We start from the raw sequence: 21453 nt of genomic DNA on the forward strand, positions 1-21453 counted from the left end.
GGCAGAAGGAAATACTGATGTCCAAACGCGACTATTACGAAGTGCTCGGCGTGTCCAAGGGCGCTTCTGCGGATGAGATCAAGAAAGGCTTTCGCTCGAAAGCCAAACAGCTGCATCCCGATCGCAACAAGGACAACCCCGATGCCGAAGCGCAGTTCAAAGAGGCCAACGAGGCTTACGATGTTCTGCGCGATGCTGACAAGAAAGCCGCTTATGACCGCTTTGGTCACGCCGCGTTTGAAAACGGCATGGGCGGTGGCGGCGGCCGTCCCGGTGGCGGCTTCGGTCAGGGCGATTTCTCCAGCGCGTTCTCTGACGTGTTCGACGACCTGTTCGGCGACTTCATGGGTGGCCAGCGTGGGGCAGGCGGGGGCCGTCGCGCCGCACGCGGTTCAGACCTGCGCTATAACCTGCGGGTCACGTTGGAAGAGGCTTATGCAGGCCTGCAGAAAACCATAAACGTTCCTACGGCTGTGGCCTGTTCCTCTTGCGAGGGAACTGGTGCCGAAGGTGGTGTTGAACCTACCGCATGTCCGACTTGTTCCGGCATGGGCAAGGTTCGCGCGCAACAGGGCTTTTTCACGGTTGAGCGCACCTGCCCGACCTGCTCTGGTTTGGGTCAGATCATTAAGAACCCTTGTAAGTCGTGCCAAGGTGCGGGGCGCGTTGAAAAAGATCGCGCATTGTCCGTGAACATCCCTGCCGGTGTCGAGACCGGCACCCGGATTCGTCTGGCTGGTGAGGGTGAGGCCGGAATGCGTGGTGGTCCTCCGGGTGACCTCTATATTTTTGTCGAAGTTTCCGAGCACAAGCTGTTCGAACGTGACAGCGTGAACCTCTATTGCCGTGTGCCAGTCAGCATGGCCAAGGCAGCACTTGGCGGTTCGATCGAGGTGCCGACCATCGACGGTGGTCGCGGTCGTGTACAGATTCCTGCCGGCAGCCAGTCGGGTCGCCAGATGCGCCTGCGTAGCAAAGGCATGCCCGCTCTGCGTGGCGGAGGCATCGGGGATATGTTCATCGAACTTGCCGTGGAAACTCCGGTCAATCTGACCAGTCGTCAGAAAGAACTTCTGCGTGAGTTTGACGATTTGGGTGAGGATAACCATCCGGAATCTAAAAGCTTTTTCTCTTCTGTAAAGTCCTTCTGGGATGGCATGAAGGGTTAAACGGTTAAGCAGGGGGGCTCTGCCCCCATCGCCCTTTGGGCGACCCCCCCCGAGATATTTATGGCCAGATGAAACAGGGGATCCGTGTGTTGCCGATCCGGCGGGCAGGGATAGAGCGCGTTAACTTTTCGGAAACCGATTCTGCGTCAGAGTGGTGTTATGACCCAAGACGCCTTTGCCGAAGCCCCCATGCTGTTCGATACGGATGAAGCACCGGCGCAGCCGCTGCCCGTTGGTCGGTTACCCTCCTACATCAAAGACCATCGCAAGCGGCTGCGCGAAAGGTTCATGTCTGGCGGATCAGCAGCGATGCCGGATTATGAACTGCTGGAACTTGCTCTGTTCAGATCCATCCCGCGTCAGGATGTGAAACCGCTGGCGCGCGCGCTGATGGATGCGTTTGGTGATTTCAATCGTGTGTTGACTGCACCCGAGGAACGGCTGCGTCAGATCAAAGGCGTTGGGGACACGGTGATTACCGATCTGAAAATCCTTGAGGCCTGTGCCCATCGCATGGCGCGTGCCCGGGTGATGCAACGGCATGTGATCTCGGGATGGGATGCGCTTCTGGACTATTGTCACACCACGATGGCGCACCGCGAGATCGAGCAGTTTCGTGTGTTTTATCTAGATCGCAAGAATGTGCTGATTGCGGATGAAGAGCAGGCCAAAGGCACGGTGGATCATGTGCCGGTCTATCCGCGAGAGGTCGCGAAGCGGGCGCTGGAACTCAATGCCTCGGCCCTGATCCTGGTCCATAATCATCCGTCTGGTGATCCGACGCCATCGCAATCGGATATCGATATGACCAATCGGATTCAGGATGCATGTTCCGCCCTTGGGCTGACATTGCATGATCACCTGATCATCGGCAAATCGACCGAATTGAGTTTCCGCTCGAATGGCTATCTGTAAGGGCTATTGGACCCAAACTTCGACCCGACGATTCACCTTACGGCCCCATTCGGTGTCGTCGCAGGCCATCGGCATGGCCTCGCCAAAGCCCTCGACACTGATTTCGATGCTGTCGGGGAGGCTGGTTTCGACCGATGCCAGCACTGCGTTTCGGACGGTTTTGGCACGCTGCAGGGCAATACGTGAATTTGCGACCGCCGCGCCCTCGCCGTCACTAAACCCAACAAAGATCAATTGACGCGCCTCCAACGTTCCGCTTTCCAAAGCTTGCGCAAGGTTCAAGATGTTTGACCGGGACTGAGCATCGGGTCGCGACGACCCCGGTTCGAACCGAAATGACAAAGATAGCCGCGAAAGTGGACGGAGGGTTTCGATCATGCGCTGCAACTCTTCCAACCCGACCTCAGCTCCACCGGTGCTGATCGCATTGGCCAGCCGATCGCCTTGCAGCCCAACCTGGATTGTTTCAAGGGATTGATCGACAAATCCGGCTTGCCGGATGACCATCTGTGCGGCGCTGCTTTGGGTATAGGCCAAAAACTGTCGCGCGACTTTGGGCAATCGTCTTTGTGGCAAATAGAAAAACATGGGTGAGGTCAGCGGATAATCTTCGGTCTTGACCGATTGCCGTGTTGCCGACAGGGCATGTCCGCACCCACCGGTCAGAGGCAGGGCGCGCACAGTCCCGGCCTCGGCAAGACTGGCGACGCCGAGCGCGAACGGGTCGTTCGAGACCGTGCGCACCAGATTGCTGTTTCGATCGTGGCGCGTGACCTGAGCGGTCATATGCGCGTTGGCAGGTGCTAACAGCAAATCCTCGACCGCCTGATCCAGCCCGGAACCGACCTGTGGCAGATGCAGAGAGATCGGCGCATCAGGCCCACCGAGATCGCCCCAATTTGCGACCTCGGCGGTGAAAACCTTCACCAGATCAGCAAGCGATATCTGGCGCACGGGATTGTCAGCCGACACGATTGGCACGATTGCATCCAGAGCCAAGACGCGCGACCGACGGGTTTGCGTCAGATCTCCGAGCCCAGCGGCTTTGGTCAACTCCAGTTCGTCTGATCGAATTTCCCGCTGCGCCAACACGACATCTGCGTTGTTCTCAACCAGATCGATAAAGCCGTCAGCCGTATCCGTTGCACGAAATATGAACCTCGCCAAAGGCGCCTGCCGATCAGGCTGATTCAGGGCGTAGACCCGCAGGTCTCCGGTGCCCTCGGGCTGTGACAGGGTTAACCCTTCCTCGATGGCAAAGCCCTGTGCAAGCGCGGGCAGCAGTGTCTCGGCGATTACTGATGAGCCAGAGAAACGAACTTCGGCCACAAAATCCGTCAGGTTGGGGCAAGCTGGGCCGTCGCAGGTGACCCCCGATCCATCGACCGTCAGCTCTCCGAATTGCGTATCGACACGGTAGAATTCACCGTCGTAACCAAGAAGGGTGCCGACCACTTCTACCTTGCCGTCATGCGAGGTCAAAGTGATGTCCTGCGCGAATACGCTTTGTGCCAAGGATAAGGCAAAAAGCGCGGCGAACGCCGCACGAAGAATGTTCATTGGAAACCGTAGATCTGCCTGCTGCTTATTTGGCAGCGATTGTCAGGTCTGAGAACAGATTATTCAACACCAGAAAATCGCCAGCTGCCTCACAACCGGGCATATCCAGCGACAGGTCGCGTGAGCGTAGCCGTTCCGCGCGCCATTCCAATGATTGCACGTTTAGGGGCTTGCCGCAATTTGCTTCAGTGACCTCAGTTTCAACCGACAGTGTGATACTTCCGGCCTCGGTTGCGGTCTCGATGGGGTATGAATAAACCTCGATGTTGCGCGCGACGTCCGAACCGCCCTGACCCAGATGGATCACCGAGCCCGCGCCGCCGGTCTGGGACCCTGACCACACGTGGCCTTCTTCCCCGTAACCTGCGCCGAATTCCAGCGCATGAAGCTGCAGATCGGTTTCGCCCTGCCACTGCAAGGCAACCCGGTTGAAGCTGTTGATCTCGGGCACATGCGTCGTCGCAACAGTGCCTTTCTCATCCGGCAGCGAGATCAGGAAAATAGCGTATTCTGACAGCGCCGGGATGGTCAGGTTCAAGCCGCCAAGCGCATCGGTCTCGGTGCTGAAAACCAGCCCGTTGTGATGAACCTCGATGGTCTCATTGGCGTGGCAGGGGGCCTTGACCCGCAGCCGTACGTTGGCGCCGGGCACAGCCATGGCGCGCGCGCTCATATCGCAATTCGAAGGCAAACGGCTGGTTTCTGGCGCTGAGCGTATGGATTGAGATAGATCCTTGGGACGCGTTTCTGTCGGGGAAGAAGAGGTCAGGACAACGCTTTCCAGTCCGGTCAGGTCCGAGTCCTGTTCCGAGATCGAAGCGACGCGTTCACCGCTCGGCTCAGCATTGGGTTGCTGCGCCGATCCGCTTTGCATCAAATATCCAATGGCCAGAGCGCAGGCAACGGTTCCGCCCGTGGTCACGTAGTTCTTAATGACAAACAAGACACCCTCCCCAGTTGAAGGAGCGAGTCGCAATTTGCTTCCCAATCAAGGCCAATATGTGGCCGTGAGGCGGACTCATTGTGGTGGAAAGCAGGTGACGTTAAGTCAACCTGCCGTGGCAATGTTTGAATTTTTTCCCCGAGCCACAGGGGCAAGGATCATTGCGTGACGGGTTACCCCAAGTCGAAGGATCATCCTCAACAAAACCCGGACGACTGTCACCATACGCTTCAGCTTCGGCGATCGCCTCAGCATTCCCGGCAGCTTGATCCACAGCTTTCTGCGCCTGTGCCTGTTGCGCCGCCATCTGCGCGAGCATTTCCTTCTGTTCTTCTTCGCTCAGCGGGCGCACGCGCGACAATTGCTGAGTGACGGTTTCGCGCAAGGAATCAAGCATCCCTTCGAACAGCTGGAAGCTTTCGTTCTTGTACTCGTTCAGCGGATCGCGCTGTGCATAGCCACGGAAACCCACGACCGAGCGCAGATGCTCCAGCGTCAAAAGATGTTCGCGCCATTTGCCATCGATAGTCTGCAGCAGAACCTGCTTTTCGATGTTGCGCATGTTTTCCGGGCCAAAGGCCACGGCCTTCTGCGCCATCATCTCATCGGCGGCCTTGATCAGACGTTCGCGGATTTGCTCGTCATCCACGCCTTCCTCGGCGGCCCAGTCCTGAACCGGCGCATCGATGGTTAGCTTGTCTTTGACCGCTTCGTGCAGACCTTCTGTATCCCATTGATCTGCATATGATTTTGGCGGCATGAATTCGTCGATCATATCGTCGATCACCTGCTCACGCATATCAGACACGACATCCGACAGATCATCCGCTGACATGATTTCACGCCGCTGGCTGAACACGACTTTCCGCTGATCGTTCATCACGTCGTCGAATTTCAGAACGTTTTTGCGCATGTCAAAGTTGCGACCTTCGACTTTGGATTGCGCCCGTTCCAGCGATTTGTTCACCCAGGGGTGAATGATTGCCTCGCCCTCTTTCATGCCCAGCGTGGTCAGGACCTTGTCCAAACGTTCCGAACCGAAGATGCGCATCAGGTCATCTTCCAGGCTCAGGTAGAACACGGTGCGGCCCGGGTCACCTTGGCGTCCCGAACGCCCGCGCAGCTGGTTGTCGATCCGGCGGCTTTCATGACGTTCGGACGCCATTACGTAAAGACCACCGGCCTGCAGCACCTTTTCCTTTTCTTCCGCGTGCTTGGCTTCTTCTGCCGCACGCAACTCGGCCGGGTCAGCCTCGGGGTTTTCGGCCAGCGCCTGCAGTACCTTCATCTCGACATTGCCGCCCAGCTGAATATCGGTGCCGCGGCCCGCCATGTTGGTGGCGATGGTCACCGCACCCAGACGGCCTGCATCGGCCACGATCTGGGCTTCCTGTTCGTGCTGACGGGCGTTCAGCACATTGTGCTCGATACCCTCCTTAGTCAGCATCTGGCTGATCACTTCGGACTTTTCGATCGACGTGGTGCCGACAAGAACCGGCTGACCTTTTTCACCGGCCTTTTTGACCTGTTCAATAATGGCACCGTATTTTTCGGCTGTCGTGCGATAGACCTGGTCGTCTTTGTCCTCACGCGCGATTGGCTTGTTGGTCGGAACCTCGACCACACCCAGACCATAGATTTCCTGAAATTCTTCCGCCTCGGTCAGCGCAGTGCCGGTCATGCCGGACAGCTTGTCATAGAGGCGGAAATAGTTCTGGAATGTCACGCTGGCCAGAGTCACATTCTCGGGCTGAATCTGTACGCCTTCCTTGGCTTCGATGGCTTGGTGCAGACCTTCCGACAAGCGGCGGCCCGGCATCATCCGACCGGTGAATTCGTCGATTAGCACCACATTGCCATCCCGAACGATATAGTCCTTGTCGCGTTGGAACAGTTTATGCGCGCGCAGGCCCTGATTGACATGATGCACTACAGTGGTGCTTTCGGGGTCGTACAGCGAATGCCCCTCGGGCAGCAGACCCGCTGAAAGCAGTTGCTGCTCCAAAAACTCGTTGCCTTCATCGGTGAACGTCACGCTGCGGCTTTTTTCATCGAGCGAGTAATGATCGTCCTGCAGCGTCGGGATCACGGTATCGATGGCAGTATAAAGGTCCGATCGGTCTTGTGCCGGCCCCGAGATGATCAGCGGTGTCCGCGCCTCATCAATCAGGATCGAGTCGACTTCGTCGACGATCGCGAAATTGTGGTGCTTCTGATAGACCTGTTCCAGATCGGCCTTCATGTTGTCGCGCAGATAGTCGAAGCCCAACTCATTATTTGTGGCATAGGTGATGTCACACTTGTACGCCGCCATCTTCTCGGCATCCGGTTGGCCCGACCAGATCACACCGGTCGTCATGCCAACGGACGCAAACACCTTGCCCATCCATTCCGAGTCGCGCTTGGCCAGGTATTCGTTCACCGTGACCACATGCACGCCCTTGCCGGTCAGAGCATTCAGATAGGCGGGGAAGGTGGCGACCAGGGTTTTGCCTTCACCCGTTTTCATTTCCGAGATGTTGCCCTGGTGCAGGAACAAACCACCCATCAACTGCACATCAAAGGCCCGAAGACCCAGGGCGCGCTTGGCCCCTTCGCGGACATTGGCAAATGCTTCCGGCAGCAAGTCATCCAGCTTTTCACCGTCCAGCGCTCGTTTGCGCAGCTCAGCGGTTTTCTCGATCAGGCCATCGTCGGTCAGGATCTCGAACTCCGGCTCCAGCGCATTGATCTTTTCGACCAGCGGGCGGGCCGCCTTGATCTTGCGGTCGTTCGGTGTTCCGAACACCTTTTTGGCGAGCGTTCCGAGTCCCAGCATGTTCACTCCAGCGGATCTGTTTTTTTCTTGGTTGCGACAGGCTTGCCCACCTTGCGCGCAGCCCCTAGATACGGGGGGTGAAAGGCGGCCCTGTCCAAGGCTTCAAAGCGATGTAAGGGGCAGGTTCCACAGTGTCAACGCTGCGCCCTGTCGCGGCAAAGAAATAGGATAATTCCATGCCCAAAGGCCTCACTTTACTGCCATCGCTTGCGCTTGCTGCCGTGATGGCGTTGCCGCTGGCCGCCCAGGACGCACCGGATGCCAACACCGTGGTTGCCCGCGTGAACGGCGACGAGATCACATTGGGTCACGTCATCGCCACCGCCTCGGCGCTGCCGGCGCAGTATCAGCAGCTTGAAGATGAGGTGCTATATGATTTCATCCTCGAGCAACTGGTCCAGCAGCACCTGCTGAGCCTTGAACAGGAAGAGCTGAATACACTCAACGCCCTTCGACTGGAAAACGAAACCCGGTCCCTGCGCGCCGTGCAAACCGTCGAAGCGCTGACAGCCGCCAGTGTCACTGATGAGGCCATACAGGCCGCCTATGACACGCAATTCGCCGAGTTTCAGGGCGAAGACGAGTTCAATGCCAGCCACATTCTGGTCGAATCCGAAGACGAAGCCAAAGCTGTCAAAGCCCAACTGGAAGAAGGTGCAGATTTCGCTGAGCTAGCGAAAGAAAAATCCACAGGACCCTCTGGCCCCAATGGCGGTGCGCTGGGCTGGTTCGGCAAAGGCCAGATGGTGCCCGAGTTTGAAGGTGCCGTGCTTGGCCTTGAAAAGGGTCAGGTCTCGGACCCGGTGCAAACCCAGTTCGGTTGGCACGTGGTCACGCTGAACGACAAGCGCAAGACCGAGGCCCCCGAATTGGCGGTCGTGCGCGATGAATTGGCTCAGACCATTCGGCAAGAAGCAATTCAGGCCAAGATTGACGAGTTGACGCAGCAAGCGCAGATCGAGCGTCCCGCGCTCGAGGGCGCCGGCCCCGAGGTCATGCGCCAGCTGGAGCTGCTGCAGGAGTAACCCCGTGGCCACGATAACCAAGGTTTCACCGCTGGCCCCGGCGGCCTTCCCCGAAATGCCCGCGATCGACGGTGTGCGCTTCGCCACTGTCGAGGCTGGTGTCCGATATCAAGGCCGCACCGATGTGATGCTGGCCGTTCTTGATCCGGGCACCTCGGTGGCCGGGGTATTCACCCGCTCGGCCACCCGTGCGGCCCCCGTTCTGGATTGTCAGGACAAGATCGGCGGGCCCGGCGACGGGCCTGCAGCGATCCTTGTGAATTCGGGCAACGCCAATGCGTTTACCGGCCATTACGGGCAGACCTCAGTGGCCGAGGTGACACAAGCCGTTTCCAAAGCTACCGGAGTCGCGGTAGATCGGGTTTTTACCTCGTCGACCGGTGTCATCGGCGAGCCGCTGCCCCATGACCGCATCGTTGCACAGCTTGAGGCGTTGAAGGCGGGCCTCAGCCGTCACGCGATCGAGGACGCGGCGCGCGCGATCATGACCACCGACACCTTCCCGAAGGGGTCGTCGGCGCAGGTCGATATTGGCGGCCAAACAGTCTCTATTGCGGGGATAGCGAAGGGTTCCGGCATGATCGCGCCCGATATGGCGACGATGCTGGTTTATATCTTCACCGACGCTCAGATCGAGCAGACAGCGCTGCAGGCGATGCTAGGCGCGCAGACCGACCGGACCTTCAACTGCATCACCGTGGATAGCGATACCTCGACATCCGACAGCCTCTTGCTTTGCGCCACCGGGGCATCGGGCGTCGATGCCGCCGGCAATGCCGCTTTCGCGCAAGCGCTGGAAACAGTGATGTTGGACCTTGCGCAGCAAGTGGTCCGCGACGGCGAAGGGGCCACGAAATTCGTCGAAATTCGTGTGACCGGCGCCGCCACGGATGCTGATGCCAAAACTCACGGGCTGGCTATCGCCAACTCCCCGCTGGTCAAAACCGCCATAGCGGGCGAGGACCCGAATTGGGGCCGCATCGTCATGGCCATCGGCAAATCCGGTGCTGCTGCAGACCGCGACCTTTTGAGCATATCGTTCGGAGACATCCTTGTGGCTAAAAAAGGCTGGGTCAGCCCCGACTACCGCGAGGAAGACGCTGCGGCCTATATGAAAGGTCAGGATTTGGTGATCGCAGTCGATCTGGGACTGGGTCAGGGCGCTTCCACCGTCTGGACCTGCGATCTGACCCACGGATATATCGAGATCAACGCGGATTATCGCTCGTGATGACAGTATTGGTGTCTGCTGTCGCTCTGATCGACATCGAGGGCCGCGTCCTGCTGGCCCAACGTCCCGAGGGCAAATCCATGGCCGGTCTCTGGGAATTCCCTGGCGGCAAAATCGAACCCGGCGAAACCCCCGAGGCCGCCCTGATCCGCGAGTTGCACGAGGAACTGGGCATCGACACCTGGGCCTCGTGCCTCGCCCCGCTGACCTTTGCTAGCCACAGCTATGACGATTTCCATCTGCTTATGCCGCTATTTGCCTGCCGGAAGTGGGAAGGCATCCCACAGTCCAAGGAAGGCCAGGCGTTGAAATGGGTGCGGGCAAATGACCTGCGGAACTATCCGATGCCCGCGGCGGATGTCCCGTTGATTCCGATTTTGCGGGATTGGTTGTAGTGTTTTCCATATATTTCGAGAAAAAGTTGTGAAGAATATTTCTGCAGTTTTGATTTTTGTTTCTACGACTGCGTACGCGGGCGAAAGGGAAGAACTCGTCGCGGCTCTGATGCAAGGGGGAAGCCATCAATTCGAAGATGAACACCGTGAAGTTCAGGTTGATGGGTGTCAAATGACCACCTTTAGGTGGCGCGAAATACCCAACCATGGCTGGGTTCTCTGGACTTCATTCCAATTCGATATGATTGACGCTCAACTCAATGAGGACAATCGTTTTCCTGGAAAGAAGTACGCCTATGGCAAGCTTTACGACGGTACACCTGAGGTAGGTTTGGCGCTGTACGGATTCACAATGCGAGATGGCACGCTTACTAGACAAGAACGATCGGTGTTAAGAGAGCCCTCGTCGGATACGTCTCCTTCTCCTAGAGGTGACGGAAATAGCCACTACTACGAGTGGCGAGATAGCATGGTGATTTCGATGACTGGGCCCGGTGTGGAAACAAAAGCTATTACGTTTACAGAGGCTTATGACGCATACGTCAGCAAGTACTGCTCCTTCTCAAGTTAACATTCCTGTATTTCTTAGCTCGTAGGAATTATCAATTGATGTAACTGGAACCAAAGTCACTCATGCCGTTAAACGGCCACTCTTCGCCAACGCATGACAGCTGGTAAGCCTTCTTGCGCGTTTCGTACAACTCGAAAGATCACCCGTCCATCCCTGTTACAATTCGTAAGAATTGAGAAAACATCAGGCAAAACTTGACGCTGATCGTTACGACGTCCCTTATCGGGGCATTGGCGTTCGGGCACCATCCCGAACCCGCCATTTCCGACCCGGGGAGGGGTCGGGTGGGGAGGAGAGAAAGATTGGCTCAGACGCAGTCGGGCGCTGAAGGGATGGACTCTCTTCCGGCGCTATTACACCGCAATGTGACCCAGTTCGGGGATGTCCCGGCCTATCGGGAAAAGGAATTCGGGATCTGGCAATGCTGGACCTGGGCGGAAGCCGCCAAAGAAATCCGTGCCATCGCGCTTGGGTTTCTAGAACTTGGCGTTGAAAAGGGTGACCATATTGCTGTGATTGGTCGGAACCGTCCCGCCCATTACTGGTCGATGGTTGCCGCTCAGATGGTAGGCGCGGTGCCGGTGCCTCTGTATCAGGATTCGGTCGCCGAAGAGATGGCCTATGTGCTGGAACATTGCGGTGCGAAATATGTCGTCTGCGGTGATCAGGAGCAGGTCGACAAGGTCATTGAAATTCAGGAAAACCTGCATCAGGTCAAACACATACTCTACACCGACAAGCGGGGGATGCGGAAATACGACCACTCGCAGATGAACGCGCTTGAGGACATCATGGCCGAGGGTAGCGCCGGTCATGCACGGTTTGACGCCGAACTGGACAAGCGTATCGCTGCGATCACCTATGACGATACCTGCGTGATGCTCTATACCTCGGGCACCACGGGCAAGCCCAAAGGCGTGGTGCTGTCGAACCGGAATGTTATCGAAAGCGCTAAGAACTCGGCGGAATTCGATCATCTTACCCGGAACGAAGACATCCTGTCTTACTTGCCGATGGCTTGGGTTGGCGATTTCATATTCTCGATTGGTCAGGCTTATTGGTGCGGCTTCTGCGTGAACTGCCCCGAAAGCGCCGACACGATGATGACAGACCTGCGTGAAATCGGGCCGACCTATTTCTTTGCTCCACCGCGGGTGTTCGAAACCCAGCTGACCAACGTGATGATCCGGATGGAGGATGCGGGCAAGCTGAAGCAGCGCATGTTCCATTATTTCATGGCCCATGCCAAGAGGGTTGGTGGATTGCTGCTGGACGGCAAGCCGGTGGGCTTTGGCGACAAGTTGAAATATGCGTTGGGCAATCTGCTGGTCTATGGGCCACTCAAGGATACGCTTGGCTATGGCCGGTTCCGTGTGGGCTATACGGCGGGTGAAGCGATCGGGCCGGAAATCTTTGATTTCTACCGCTCTTTGGGCATCAACCTGAAGCAGCTTTACGGTCAGACCGAAGCGACCGTGTTCATCACCGTGCAGCCGGATGGCGAGGTACGGGCGGATACGGTTGGTGTTCCGGCGCCGGATGTCGAGCTGAAGATCGATGATAAGGGCGAGATTCATTACCGCTCACCCGGCGTGTTCGTCGAGTATTACAACAACCCGGATTCGACGGCCTCGACTAAGGATGCCGAAGGTTGGGTGGCGACGGGGGATGCCGGGTTCATCGAGGAGAACTCCGGCCATCTGCGGATCATTGACCGTGCCAAAGACGTGGGCAAGATGGCTGATGGTTCGATGTTCGCGCCGAAATATGTCGAGAACAAGCTGAAGTTCTATCCCGATATTCTTGAAGTCGTGCTGTTCGGGAATGGCAAGGATCGATGCGTGGCTTTCATCAATATCGACCTGACGGCGGTCGGAAACTGGGCGGAACGCAACAACGTGGCCTACGCGTCCTATCAGGAACTTGCGGGACATCCTCGTGTGTTAGAGACGATTCGGAGCCACGTTGAAGAGGTAAACAAGTCGGTCGCGGCGGATGAAATGCTATCGGGCTGTCAGGTGCATCGCTTTGTGGTTCTGCACAAGGAACTGGATGCCGATGATGGCGAGATGACTCGGACCCGCAAGGTGCGGCGTGGGTTTGTCGAGGACAAATTCAGCGACATTATTGCGGCGCTGTATGACGGGTCGTCGAGCGTTTCGACCACGACTGAAGTGACCTATGAAGATGGTCGTAAGGGATCGATTTCTGCGACGTTGGAAATTGTCGATGCGCCAGTGGTTCCGGTCGCGCAGCACAAGGTGGCGGCGGAATGAGTGGGCTGACGCGCGCCGCTCGACCTGCGGTCATCGCCCCGCCCGCCGTCCCGTTTTTGTGTCAGGGAGGTTCTGATGCTGGATAACTCCGAAGGATATGTCACCGAAGACGGCCGCAAGATCGGCGGTGTGGTGATGGAGATGAAGAACATCACCCTGCGCTTTGGCGGCGTGGTGGCCATTAAGGATATCTCGTTCGACATCCGCGAGGGTGAGATCCGGGCAATCATCGGGCCAAACGGGGCGGGTAAGTCCTCGATGCTGAATGTGATCTCGGGGTTCTATGTCCCGCAAGAAGGTGAGGTCTGGTTTCACGGCTCCAAGCGCCCTCCGATGCGGCCGTTTGAGGTGGCGCAGCAGGGGATCGCGCGGACGTTTCAAAACATCGCTCTGTTCGAAGGGATGAGCGTGTTGGATAACGTGATGACCGGGCGTTTGGGTTTTATGAAGACCAATATTCTTCAGCAAGCGCTGTGGAAGGGCAAGGCCGAGGCAGAAGAGACCGAGAACCGCGAGGCGGTCGAGAAGATCATTGATTTCCTTGAGATTCAGCACATCCGCAAAACGCCGGTGTCCCGCCTGCCTTACGGGTTGAAGAAACGCGTCGAACTGGCGCGCGCGCTGGCGGCGGAACCGAAACTGCTGCTGCTGGATGAGCCGATGGCCGGGATGAACGTCGAAGAGAAAGAGGACATGAGCCGCTTTATCCTCGACGTGAATGACGAGTTTGGCACCACGATTGCGCTGATCGAGCACGATATGGGCGTGGTAATGGATCTGAGCGACCGTGTGGTTGTGATGGATTACGGCAAAAAGATTGGTGACGGCACCCCGGATGAGGTGCGCAACAACCAAGAAGTCATTGATGCCTATTTGGGGGTCAGCCATGACTGAGGTCCGGGCAGAATTGGGGAGGGGCTGGCATGCCTGAACAATTAATCTTCGCGATGGAGGTCATCCTCAACGGTCTGATGGCTGGGGTGCTGTATGCGCTGGTCGCGCTGGGCTTTGTGTTGATCTACAAGGCGTCGGGGATTTTCAATTATGCCCAAGGGGTTATGGCCCTGTTTGCGGCGATGACGCTGGTCGGAATCATGAACGGGCAGGTGCCTTTTGCGCACCTGATCAACGCGACTTTCGGCACGCACGTCTATAATTTTGGTTGGAATGTGCCCGCGTTGCTTGCGATTATTCTGACCATGGCCGTGATGGTGTTGCTGGCCTGGTGCGTGCAACGGTTCGTCATGCGCCATCTGGTCGGGCAAGAGCCGATCATCCTGTTCATGGCGACCATTGGTCTGGCCTATTTCCTTGAGGGCGTCGCCGACCTGATGTGGGGGTCCGAGATCAAGACGCTGGATGTGGGTCTGCCGCAGGGTATCAACCTGTGGATTGACGAGACGACCTTTAATATCTTCGACTACGGTTTCTTCATCGACAATCTGGACATCGTGGCCACGATCATCGCAGCACTTCTGGTGGCGGCTCTGGTCGCGTTCAGCCAGTACACCAAGCAGGGTCGGGCGATGCGTGCGGTTGCGGATGACCATCAGGCGGCGCTATCGGTCGGGATTTCGCTGAACTTCATCTGGATCATGGTCTGGTCGGTCGCCGGGTTTGTGGCGCTGGTCGCGGGCATCATGTGGGGCACCAAATCGGGCGTTCAGTTCTCGCTGTCGCTGATCGCGCTGAAGGCGCTGCCGGTGCTGATGCTAGGCGGGTTCACCTCGATCCCCGGAGCCATCGTCGGTGGCCTGATCATCGGTGTGGGTGAGAAACTGTTCGAGTTCGCCATCGGCCCAATGGTTGGCGGTGCGACTGAGAACTGGTTTGCCTATGTATTGGCGCTGATATTCCTCGTGTTCCGACCTCAGGGCCTGTTCGGCGAGAAGATCATCGAGAGGGTGTAGGGCGTGACCAAGCTGATTGCCATCATCAACGTGATCGCATGGGCGGGGTTTTGGGCCTTCGGCTACATCGCCCTGACATCGAGCGATCTGACCGAGGGCCAACTTGTGATCGCTGTAATTCTGGCCTTTGCCGGGCTGGTCATGGGCATCCTGGCTTACATGAAACTGGTGCGCGCTTCCGAGGCCACCGGATATGCCAAAGGGTCCAATCAACTGGACGCCGCTGCCCGCAATCGGGCGCAGGAAGAATGGGGAAAGTAAGACATGTTCTATCGTGAGGCCGGGGATTTCAAAACCTCATATATCGCCGACAGCCAGACTTTCCCGATCAAGTTTGACCGGTATCGGTACTATGTCGTTCTGGCGGTGGCGTTCGGAATAATTCCGTTCATCATCAACGATTATTGGGCCAATGCGCTGCTTCTGCCATTCCTGATCTATGCCATCGCTGCGATCGGGCTGAACATTTTGGTGGGCTATTGCGGGCAGGTCTCGCTGGGCACCGGCGGGTTCATGGCAGTGGGGGCCTATGCCTGCTACAAGCTGATGACGGCCTTTCCCGATGTCAGCATGTTCATCCATGTGATCCTTGCTGGAGGGATCACTGCGATTGTTGGTGTTTTGTTTGGTCTGCCATCTCTGCGGATCAAGGGATTCTATCTAGCAGTCGCTACGCTGGCGGCGCAGTTCTTTCTTGTGTGGCTGTTTAACCGGGTGCCGTGGTTCTACAACTACTCGGCCTCTGGCCAGATCAATGCGCCGGAACGCGATGTGTTCGGCATCATTATCACTGGCCCGAATGCTCCGGCATGGGCGACTTATCTGTTCTGCCTGATCTTCCTGACCGTCTGCGCCATCATCGCGCGTAACCTGACCCGCGGCACCACTGGTCGTACCTGGATGGCAATCCGCGACATGGACATCGCGGCCGAGATCATCGGGGTGAACCCGCTCAAGGCCAAGCTGACAGCTTTTGCCGTCAGCTCGTTCTTTGTGGGCATCGCCGGGGCGCTGTTCTTTGCGGTCTATCTGGGCGCGGTCGAGGTTGGAGAAGTGTTCGGCATTCAAAAATCGTTCCTGGTGCTGTTCATGGTGATTATCGGCGGATTAGGGTCTATTTTTGGGTCCTTTGCCGGTGCCGCCTTCCTCGTGCTGCTGCCAGTCGTTTTGAAACTGCTTGGCGTCGATCTGCTGGGCTGGCCCACAGATATCGTGGCGCACCTGAACCTCGTCATCGTCGGTGCTCTGATCATCATGTTCCTGATCCTCGAACCGCACGGTCTGGCGCAGCTGTGGCGTGTGGCGAAAGAGAAACTCAGACTCTGGCCGTTCCCGCACTAAGGACCGGCCCAACGAAAAGACGGGTGTGAAACCCGAAACCCAACATCGGATCAACCAAGGGAGGAGACACCCGATGAAAAAGAAACTGGCAACCCTGGCGCTGGGCGCCGTGATGGCCGCAGGTCCGGTCATGGCCGACCTCGTATTCCCGTCGCTCAGTTACCGGACCGGGCCTTATGCGGCCGGCGGTATCCCATTTGCGGACGGATATGCCGACTACTTCACACTGCTGAACGAACGCGATGGCGGTATCGGCGGTGTTGCGGCCAACGTGATCGAATGCGAGACCGGATATAACACGGAAAAAGGCGTGGAATGTTATGAATCGACCAAGGGCGAAGGTGCTTTGGTCTATCAGCCCCTGTCCACCGGAATCACCTATCAGTTGATCCCTAAAGTGACCGCAGACGGCATTCCGCTGCACACAATGGGTTATGGCCGCACCTCGGCGGCGAACGGTAAGGTGTTCAGCAACGTGTTCAACTATCCTGCCAACTACTGGAACGGGGCGTCGGGCGCGATCAACTATCTGCTGGACGAAAACGGTGGCGACTTGAGCGGCAAGAAGATCGCGCTGGTCTATCACAACTCGGCCTATGGCAAGGAACCGATCCGTACGCTGGAAACACTGGCTGAAAAACATGGCTATGACCTGACCCTGTTGCCGGTCGACCACCCCGGTCAGGAGCAGAAGTCGCAGTGGCTGCAAATCCGCCGGGAAAAGCCCGACTATGTGATCATGTGGGGCTGGGGCGTGATGAACCAGGTCGCCGTGCAAGAAGCCGCCAATATCCGCTTCCCGATGGAGAACTTCATCGGTGTCTGGTGGTCCGGGGCCGAGTTTGATGTTGAGCCTGCGGGTGATAAGGCCACCGGTTACAAAGCGCTGACCTTCACCGGTCTGGGCGACGACTATCCTGTCTATGACGACCTGAAGAAATATGTCGTCGATGCGGGCAAAGCTGCAGGCGCCGGTGATCAACTGGGTACGGTGCAGTACAACCGCGGCCTCTATGCTGCGATGCTGGCCGCAGAAGCAGTGAAAACCGCGCAAGAGATGCACGGCACTGCCGAGATCGACGCAGCGATGATGCGCGATGGCATGGAGGCGCTGGAGATCACCAACGCCAAGATGGAAGCGCTGGGTATGGCCGGTTTCGGACCTGAATTCGCGGTCTCATGCGAAAACCACGGCGGCCCAGGCCTTGTCGGCGTTGTTCAGTGGGATGCAGCGGCGGGTACCTGGAACTCGATTCAGGGCTTCGAACCGACTGACGCTGAGGTCATCAACGCACTGATCGACGAAGACTCGGGCGCATATGCTGCTGAGAACAATATTTCTCAGCGCTGCGAATAAGGTGCTCTGAACCAAACGGGGCGGCGGATCGCTGCCGCCCCGAACCCCACACTCGCACAAGGACACGCGCTGATGTTGGATGCGGCACAAACCACTGACGTGCAGGCGGAAACCCTGCTTGAGGTCAACAATATCGAGGTGATCTACAACCATGTGATCCTTGTTCTGAAAGGCGTCAGCCTGACTGTGCCCAAGGGCGGCATCACAGCCCTCCTGGGTGGCAATGGTGCGGGCAAGACAACCACATTGAAGGCCGTGTCGAACTTGCTGCATTCGGAACGGGGCGAGGTCACCAAAGGCTCGATTAAATATCGCGGCGAGGGCGTGCATGAAAGCGACCCGGCTGCCTTGGTTGAGAAGGGCGTCATTCAAGTCATGGAAGGCCGCCACTGTTTCGAACACCTCACAGTCGAGGAAAATCTGCTGACCGGTGCCTATACCCGGAAGGACGGGTCTGCCGCGATCCAGCAGGACCTTGAATTGGTTTACAATTACTTCCCACGCTTGAAGGAACGCCGTCGTAGTCAGGCCGGTTATACTTCGGGCGGTGAGCAGCAAATGGTTGCAATGGGCAGGGCTCTGATGTCGCGCCCCGAGACCATCCTTCTTGATGAACCCTCAATGGGTCTGGCTCCGCAACTTGTCGAAGAGATTTTTGGCATAGTAAGGGACCTGAACGAGAAGGAAGGCGTGTCCTTCCTGCTGGCCGAGCAGAACACAAATGTGGCTCTAAGGTTTGCTCATTACGGTTATATTCTGGAATCTGGCCGCGTGGTGATGGACGGCCCCGCCGCTGAATTGCGCGAAAACCCGGACGTAAAGGAATTTTATCTCGGCATGTCTGACGAAGGCCGCAAGAGCTTTCGAGACGTGCGCTCATACCGCCGCCGCAAGAGATGGCTGTAAGCGGGTGGAGGATATTTCAGTGACCTATTTTGATAAGCTTGAAACCCGATCCGCTGACGAGCGCACCGCTGATCACGCGCGCGCCTTGCCAGAACAGATTGCCCGCGCGCAAAAAGCGCCCGGATATGCCGGCATCCTGTCCAACGTGGACGCCGGCACAGTGACAGACATGCAGGCGCTGGCACAACTGCCGGTTCTGCGAAAATCCGATCTGACAAAGGCGCAGGGCACCCGACCTCCGTTTGGAGGGTTCACCGTCAAACCGGCGCGGAATTTCCAGCATGTCTTTCAATCTCCGGGGCCAATCTATGAACCCGGCAGCACTGATCACGACTGGTGGCGCATGGGCCGGTTCCTGAATGCTGCTGGGGTTGGTCCGGGCGATATCGTTCAGAACTGTTTTGGCTATCACCTCACCCCCGCGGGCATGATCTTTGAAAGCGGCGCACAGGCCGTTGGCGCGTCGGTCCTGCCTGCAGGTACAGGTCAGACCGAGTTGCAGGTGACCGCTGCGCGCGATGTGGGTTGCACCGCATATGCAGGTACGCCCGACTATCTGAAAGTCATTCTGGATAAAGCCGAAGCCATGGGCGTCGCGCTGAAATTTTCCAAGGCCGTTGTGGGTGGCGGGGCGCTGTTTCCAAGCCTACGACAGGATTACGCCGATCGGGGCATCGTCTGTCTGCAATGCTACGCGACCGCTGATCTGGGCAACATAGCTTATGAAAGCCCTGCGATGGAGGGTATGATCATCGACGAACACGTGATCGTTGAGATCGTCACCCCCGGCACAGGAACCCCGGTTGCACCTGGTGAAGTAGGTGAGGTGGTTGTGACCACGCTGAACCCCGATTACCCGTTGATCCGTTTTGCCACCGGTGATCTGTCGGCGATCATGCCCGGAGAGTCTCCGTGCGGGCGCACAAATATGCGTATCAAAGGCTGGATGGGTCGCGCCGATCAGACCACTAAGATCAAGGGCATGTTCGTCCGCCCCGAACAGGTGGCCGCGCTGGTCGACAAGCATGATGAAATCGTCAAGGCGCGTGTCATTGCGGCGCGACAGGGCGAGATGGATACCATGACCGTTCAGATCGAAAGCCCCTGCGAGAACGATGGTGCCTATGCAAAATCGGTGGTCGAAGTCCTGAAACTGAAAGGCGCGATTGAAGTTGTGGCGCCGGGCTCATTACCAAAAGATGGCTTGGTGATCGAGGATCAGCGCGTTTATGAATAGGGATCTGCGGCGAACATAGCCGCAGTTTTTGTTAGTCCGCCCACTGGTGTTTCTTAGAGTTTTAGTCGATTAAAGGCAGACCCTACGGGATTCTCAGTCAGACGCCATGGCCGAAGTCGAATATTCAGAACACGGAACGCATAATCGCGGCGCACTAGGCACACGCTTTGTGGGCGGCATTGCCTATGTCGTGGCAGCCGCCTGTCTGTTGCCAATGGTGGCGGTTGTTCTGGCGGCGGTGACCGGTGGCACCGACACAATTTCCCATTTGTTAGAGACTGTTTTGCCTGGCTATGCGCTGACCACGGTGATCCTGGTGGTGCTGGTCGCAGCAGGGACGTTTTCGATTGGCGTCGGCGCTGCGTGGCTGGTCACGATGACCCGCTTTCCCGGAGTGCGGTGGCTGGAAATCGCTCTGGTCCTGCCGCTGGCCTTTCCGGCTTATGTGCTGGCCTATGCCTATACCTTCATTCTGGATCACCCCGGAATCGTTCAGACCACGCTGCGGGATGTGACCGGCTGGGGCCCGCGCGACTATTGGTTCCCCGAGATTCGCTCGACCGAGGGTGCGGCGGTGATGTTGATCCTGGTGTTGTATCCCTATGTCTATTTGCTGGCGCGCGCGGCGTTTCTGCAGCAAAGCGCCACGGCCTTTCTGGCGGCCCGGGCGCTGGGCAACGGCCCCTGGCATGCCTTTTGGCGCGTATCCCTGCCGATGGCACGCCCGGCGATTGCGGGGGGCGTCTTGCTGGCGGTTATGGAAACCATCGCCGATTTCGGCACAGTCGCCTATTTTGGAGTGCAGACTTTTGCCACTGGCATCTACACAAGCTGGTTTTCCATGGCTGATCGCGCTGCTGCGGCGCAACTCGCCCTTTGTCTGTTGGGTTTTGCGCTTGTCATGGCCGTGGCCGAGCGGACACAGCGCGGCAAAGCCAAATACTATCAGGCAGGCAAGCGCCACGCAGGTCTGCCAGCGGCGCAACTCAAGGGATGGCAATCACTTGCGGCATTTCTGCTATGCGCAATTCCCGTCCTGTTCGGATTTCTTCTGCCTGTGGTTATCCTGGTGCAGATGGGGTTGGAATCCGAGCAGAACCTGCTGTCGCGCCGATATATCGGGTTCATACAAAACTCGCTGACACTGGCGGGGGCTGCGGCGGTTATCACCGTCAGCGCGGCGATTTCGATAGGATTCTTCCAACGCCTGCGCCCCGGGCGCGGGTCCGCCATGGCGGCTTATGTGGCGCGGTTGGGCTATGCGGTGCCGGGTGGCGTGATCGCCGTGGGGCTGATCGTCCCCTTTGCGGGATTCGACAACGCACTGGATGCGTGGATGCGCCAAACCTTTGGTATCTCGACCGGACTGCTGGTCACTGGATCCATCTGGTTGTTGATCGCGGCCTATATGGTGCGCTTTTTGGCCGCCGCGCTCAGCGCCTATGAAGGTGGGCAGAGTACCGTTCACGCCAATATGGATGCCGCCGCGCGGTCACTGGGTCAAACCCCGTTAGGAACGCTGCGCCGGGTACATCTGCCGATCCTTACGCCTTCATTGCTGACGGCACTGTTGATTGTCTTTGTGGATGTGATGAAAGAGCTGCCCGCGACCCTGATCATGCGGCCTTTTAACTTCGACACGCTAGCAGTGCAGGCCTATCGTCTGGCCTCGGATGAGAGGCTTGAAGGTGCAGCGGTTCCGTCGCTGGTTATTCTGGCTGTCGGGTTGCTGCCGGTGATCTTGATTTGCCGTCAGGTTGGGCGCAGATAGCGGGCGGGCGATCCAAAAATACAACACC

General features: G+C 57.6%; 18 protein-coding genes. 15 read left to right on the forward strand and 3 right to left on the reverse strand.

Annotated features, from left to right (window positions below):
* The first annotated feature begins 17 nt into the window (after positions 1-17).
* Both dnaJ and radC read left to right on the forward strand, forming a co-directional pair.
* Positions 18-1169, forward strand: coding sequence for a molecular chaperone DnaJ (gene dnaJ / locus ACR0NM_RS18090; protein ID WP_170399308.1), 1152 nt, complete (start codon positions 18-20; stop codon positions 1167-1169).
* Between the two features lie 159 nt (positions 1170-1328).
* Positions 1329-2084 (forward strand): RadC family protein, encoded by a 756-nt coding sequence (radC, locus tag ACR0NM_RS18095; RefSeq protein ID WP_480562850.1) that lies wholly within the window; start codon positions 1329-1331, stop codon positions 2082-2084.
* A 3-nt stretch (positions 2085-2087) separates the two neighbouring features.
* Here the strand turns inward: radC and ACR0NM_RS18100 are convergent, their stop codons facing one another.
* The 3 genes from ACR0NM_RS18100 to secA form a co-directional block, all read right to left on the reverse strand.
* Positions 2088-3644 (reverse strand): phosphate ABC transporter substrate-binding/OmpA family protein, encoded by a 1557-nt coding sequence (locus ACR0NM_RS18100; RefSeq protein ID WP_480616003.1) that lies wholly within the window; start codon positions 3642-3644, stop codon positions 2088-2090.
* Positions 3645-3669: 25 nt separating this feature from the next.
* On the reverse strand, positions 3670-4587 hold the full coding sequence (locus tag ACR0NM_RS18105; protein WP_480439475.1) for a hypothetical protein: 918 nt from the start codon (positions 4585-4587) through the stop codon (positions 3670-3672).
* Positions 4588-4687: 100 nt separating this feature from the next.
* On the reverse strand, positions 4688-7405 hold the full coding sequence (secA, locus tag ACR0NM_RS18110; protein WP_480616006.1) for a preprotein translocase subunit SecA: 2718 nt from the start codon (positions 7403-7405) through the stop codon (positions 4688-4690).
* A gap of 176 nt (positions 7406-7581) precedes the next feature.
* Between secA and ACR0NM_RS18115 the strand changes: the two genes are divergently transcribed.
* The 13 genes from ACR0NM_RS18115 to ACR0NM_RS18175 all read left to right on the forward strand — a co-directional run bounded on the left by ACR0NM_RS18115 (position 7582) and on the right by ACR0NM_RS18175 (position 21425).
* Positions 7582-8430 (forward strand): peptidylprolyl isomerase, encoded by an 849-nt coding sequence (locus tag ACR0NM_RS18115; protein ID WP_480616008.1) that lies wholly within the window; start codon positions 7582-7584, stop codon positions 8428-8430.
* 4 nt (positions 8431-8434) lie between these two features.
* The gene (argJ, locus tag ACR0NM_RS18120) at positions 8435-9661 is read left to right on the forward strand and encodes a bifunctional glutamate N-acetyltransferase/amino-acid acetyltransferase ArgJ (RefSeq protein WP_480616010.1); all 1227 of its coding nucleotides are present in this window, start codon (positions 8435-8437) and stop codon (positions 9659-9661) included.
* Positions 9658-10056 carry an 8-oxo-dGTP diphosphatase MutT gene (gene mutT, locus ACR0NM_RS18125; protein WP_480616012.1) on the forward strand — a complete coding sequence of 133 codons (399 nt, stop codon included), beginning with the start codon at positions 9658-9660 and terminating at the stop codon, positions 10054-10056. Before argJ ends, mutT begins: the two co-directional genes overlap by 4 nt.
* Before the next feature lie 28 nt (positions 10057-10084).
* Positions 10085-10627: a hypothetical protein gene (locus ACR0NM_RS18130; protein ID WP_480616014.1), complete on the forward strand. Its 543-nt coding sequence runs from the start codon at positions 10085-10087 to the stop codon at positions 10625-10627.
* A gap of 332 nt (positions 10628-10959) precedes the next feature.
* Positions 10960-12903 (forward strand): AMP-binding protein, encoded by a 1944-nt coding sequence (locus ACR0NM_RS18135; protein WP_170515561.1) that lies wholly within the window; start codon positions 10960-10962, stop codon positions 12901-12903.
* Between the two features lie 75 nt (positions 12904-12978).
* Positions 12979-13797: an ABC transporter ATP-binding protein gene (locus ACR0NM_RS18140; protein WP_170399285.1), complete on the forward strand. Its 819-nt coding sequence runs from the start codon at positions 12979-12981 to the stop codon at positions 13795-13797.
* A 29-nt stretch (positions 13798-13826) separates the two neighbouring features.
* A complete protein-coding gene (locus ACR0NM_RS18145) occupies positions 13827-14813 on the forward strand; it encodes a branched-chain amino acid ABC transporter permease (RefSeq protein ID WP_170408767.1) in 987 nt (328 codons plus the stop codon).
* Positions 14814-14816: 3 nt separating this feature from the next.
* Complete coding sequence (locus ACR0NM_RS18150) at positions 14817-15074, forward strand: hypothetical protein (protein WP_170408766.1); 258 nt, start codon at positions 14817-14819, stop codon at positions 15072-15074.
* 3 nt (positions 15075-15077) lie between these two features.
* Positions 15078-16154: a branched-chain amino acid ABC transporter permease gene (locus tag ACR0NM_RS18155; RefSeq protein WP_170627000.1), complete on the forward strand. Its 1077-nt coding sequence runs from the start codon at positions 15078-15080 to the stop codon at positions 16152-16154.
* 73 nt (positions 16155-16227) lie between these two features.
* Positions 16228-17511 carry an ABC transporter substrate-binding protein gene (locus tag ACR0NM_RS18160; RefSeq protein ID WP_170627002.1) on the forward strand — a complete coding sequence of 428 codons (1284 nt, stop codon included), beginning with the start codon at positions 16228-16230 and terminating at the stop codon, positions 17509-17511.
* 72 nt (positions 17512-17583) lie between these two features.
* Entirely contained in the window at positions 17584-18417 is an 834-nt protein-coding gene (locus ACR0NM_RS18165; protein WP_170399269.1) for an ABC transporter ATP-binding protein, read from the forward strand.
* 19 nt (positions 18418-18436) lie between these two features.
* Complete coding sequence (locus tag ACR0NM_RS18170; protein ID WP_170426281.1) at positions 18437-19654, forward strand: acyl-CoA synthetase family protein; 1218 nt, start codon at positions 18437-18439, stop codon at positions 19652-19654.
* 106 nt (positions 19655-19760) lie between these two features.
* Positions 19761-21425, forward strand: coding sequence for an ABC transporter permease (locus ACR0NM_RS18175; RefSeq protein ID WP_170515416.1), 1665 nt, complete (start codon positions 19761-19763; stop codon positions 21423-21425).
* Positions 21426-21453: the final 28 nt, after the last annotated feature.

The sequence above is a fragment of the Ruegeria sp. AF2 genome, from assembly GCF_056542025.1.

Coding starts and splice junctions, on each gene's coding strand:
- ACR0NM_RS18135 (WP_170515561.1), top strand. CDS start 10,960: ATGGACTCTCTTCCGGCGCTATTACACCGCAATGTGACCCAGTTCGGG.
- ACR0NM_RS18100 (WP_480616003.1), bottom strand. CDS start 3,644: ATGAACATTCTTCGTGCGGCGTTCGCCGCGCTTTTTGCCTTATCCTTG.
- ACR0NM_RS18165 (WP_170399269.1), top strand. CDS start 17,584: ATGTTGGATGCGGCACAAACCACTGACGTGCAGGCGGAAACCCTGCTT.
- ACR0NM_RS18175 (WP_170515416.1), top strand. CDS start 19,761: ATGGCCGAAGTCGAATATTCAGAACACGGAACGCATAATCGCGGCGCA.
- ACR0NM_RS18145 (WP_170408767.1), top strand. CDS start 13,827: ATGCCTGAACAATTAATCTTCGCGATGGAGGTCATCCTCAACGGTCTG.
- dnaJ (WP_170399308.1), top strand. CDS start 18: ATGTCCAAACGCGACTATTACGAAGTGCTCGGCGTGTCCAAGGGCGCT.
- radC (WP_480562850.1), top strand. CDS start 1,329: ATGACCCAAGACGCCTTTGCCGAAGCCCCCATGCTGTTCGATACGGAT.
- ACR0NM_RS18160 (WP_170627002.1), top strand. CDS start 16,228: ATGAAAAAGAAACTGGCAACCCTGGCGCTGGGCGCCGTGATGGCCGCA.
- secA (WP_480616006.1), bottom strand. CDS start 7,405: ATGCTGGGACTCGGAACGCTCGCCAAAAAGGTGTTCGGAACACCGAAC.
- ACR0NM_RS18115 (WP_480616008.1), top strand. CDS start 7,582: ATGCCCAAAGGCCTCACTTTACTGCCATCGCTTGCGCTTGCTGCCGTG.
- ACR0NM_RS18155 (WP_170627000.1), top strand. CDS start 15,078: ATGTTCTATCGTGAGGCCGGGGATTTCAAAACCTCATATATCGCCGAC.
- ACR0NM_RS18140 (WP_170399285.1), top strand. CDS start 12,979: ATGCTGGATAACTCCGAAGGATATGTCACCGAAGACGGCCGCAAGATC.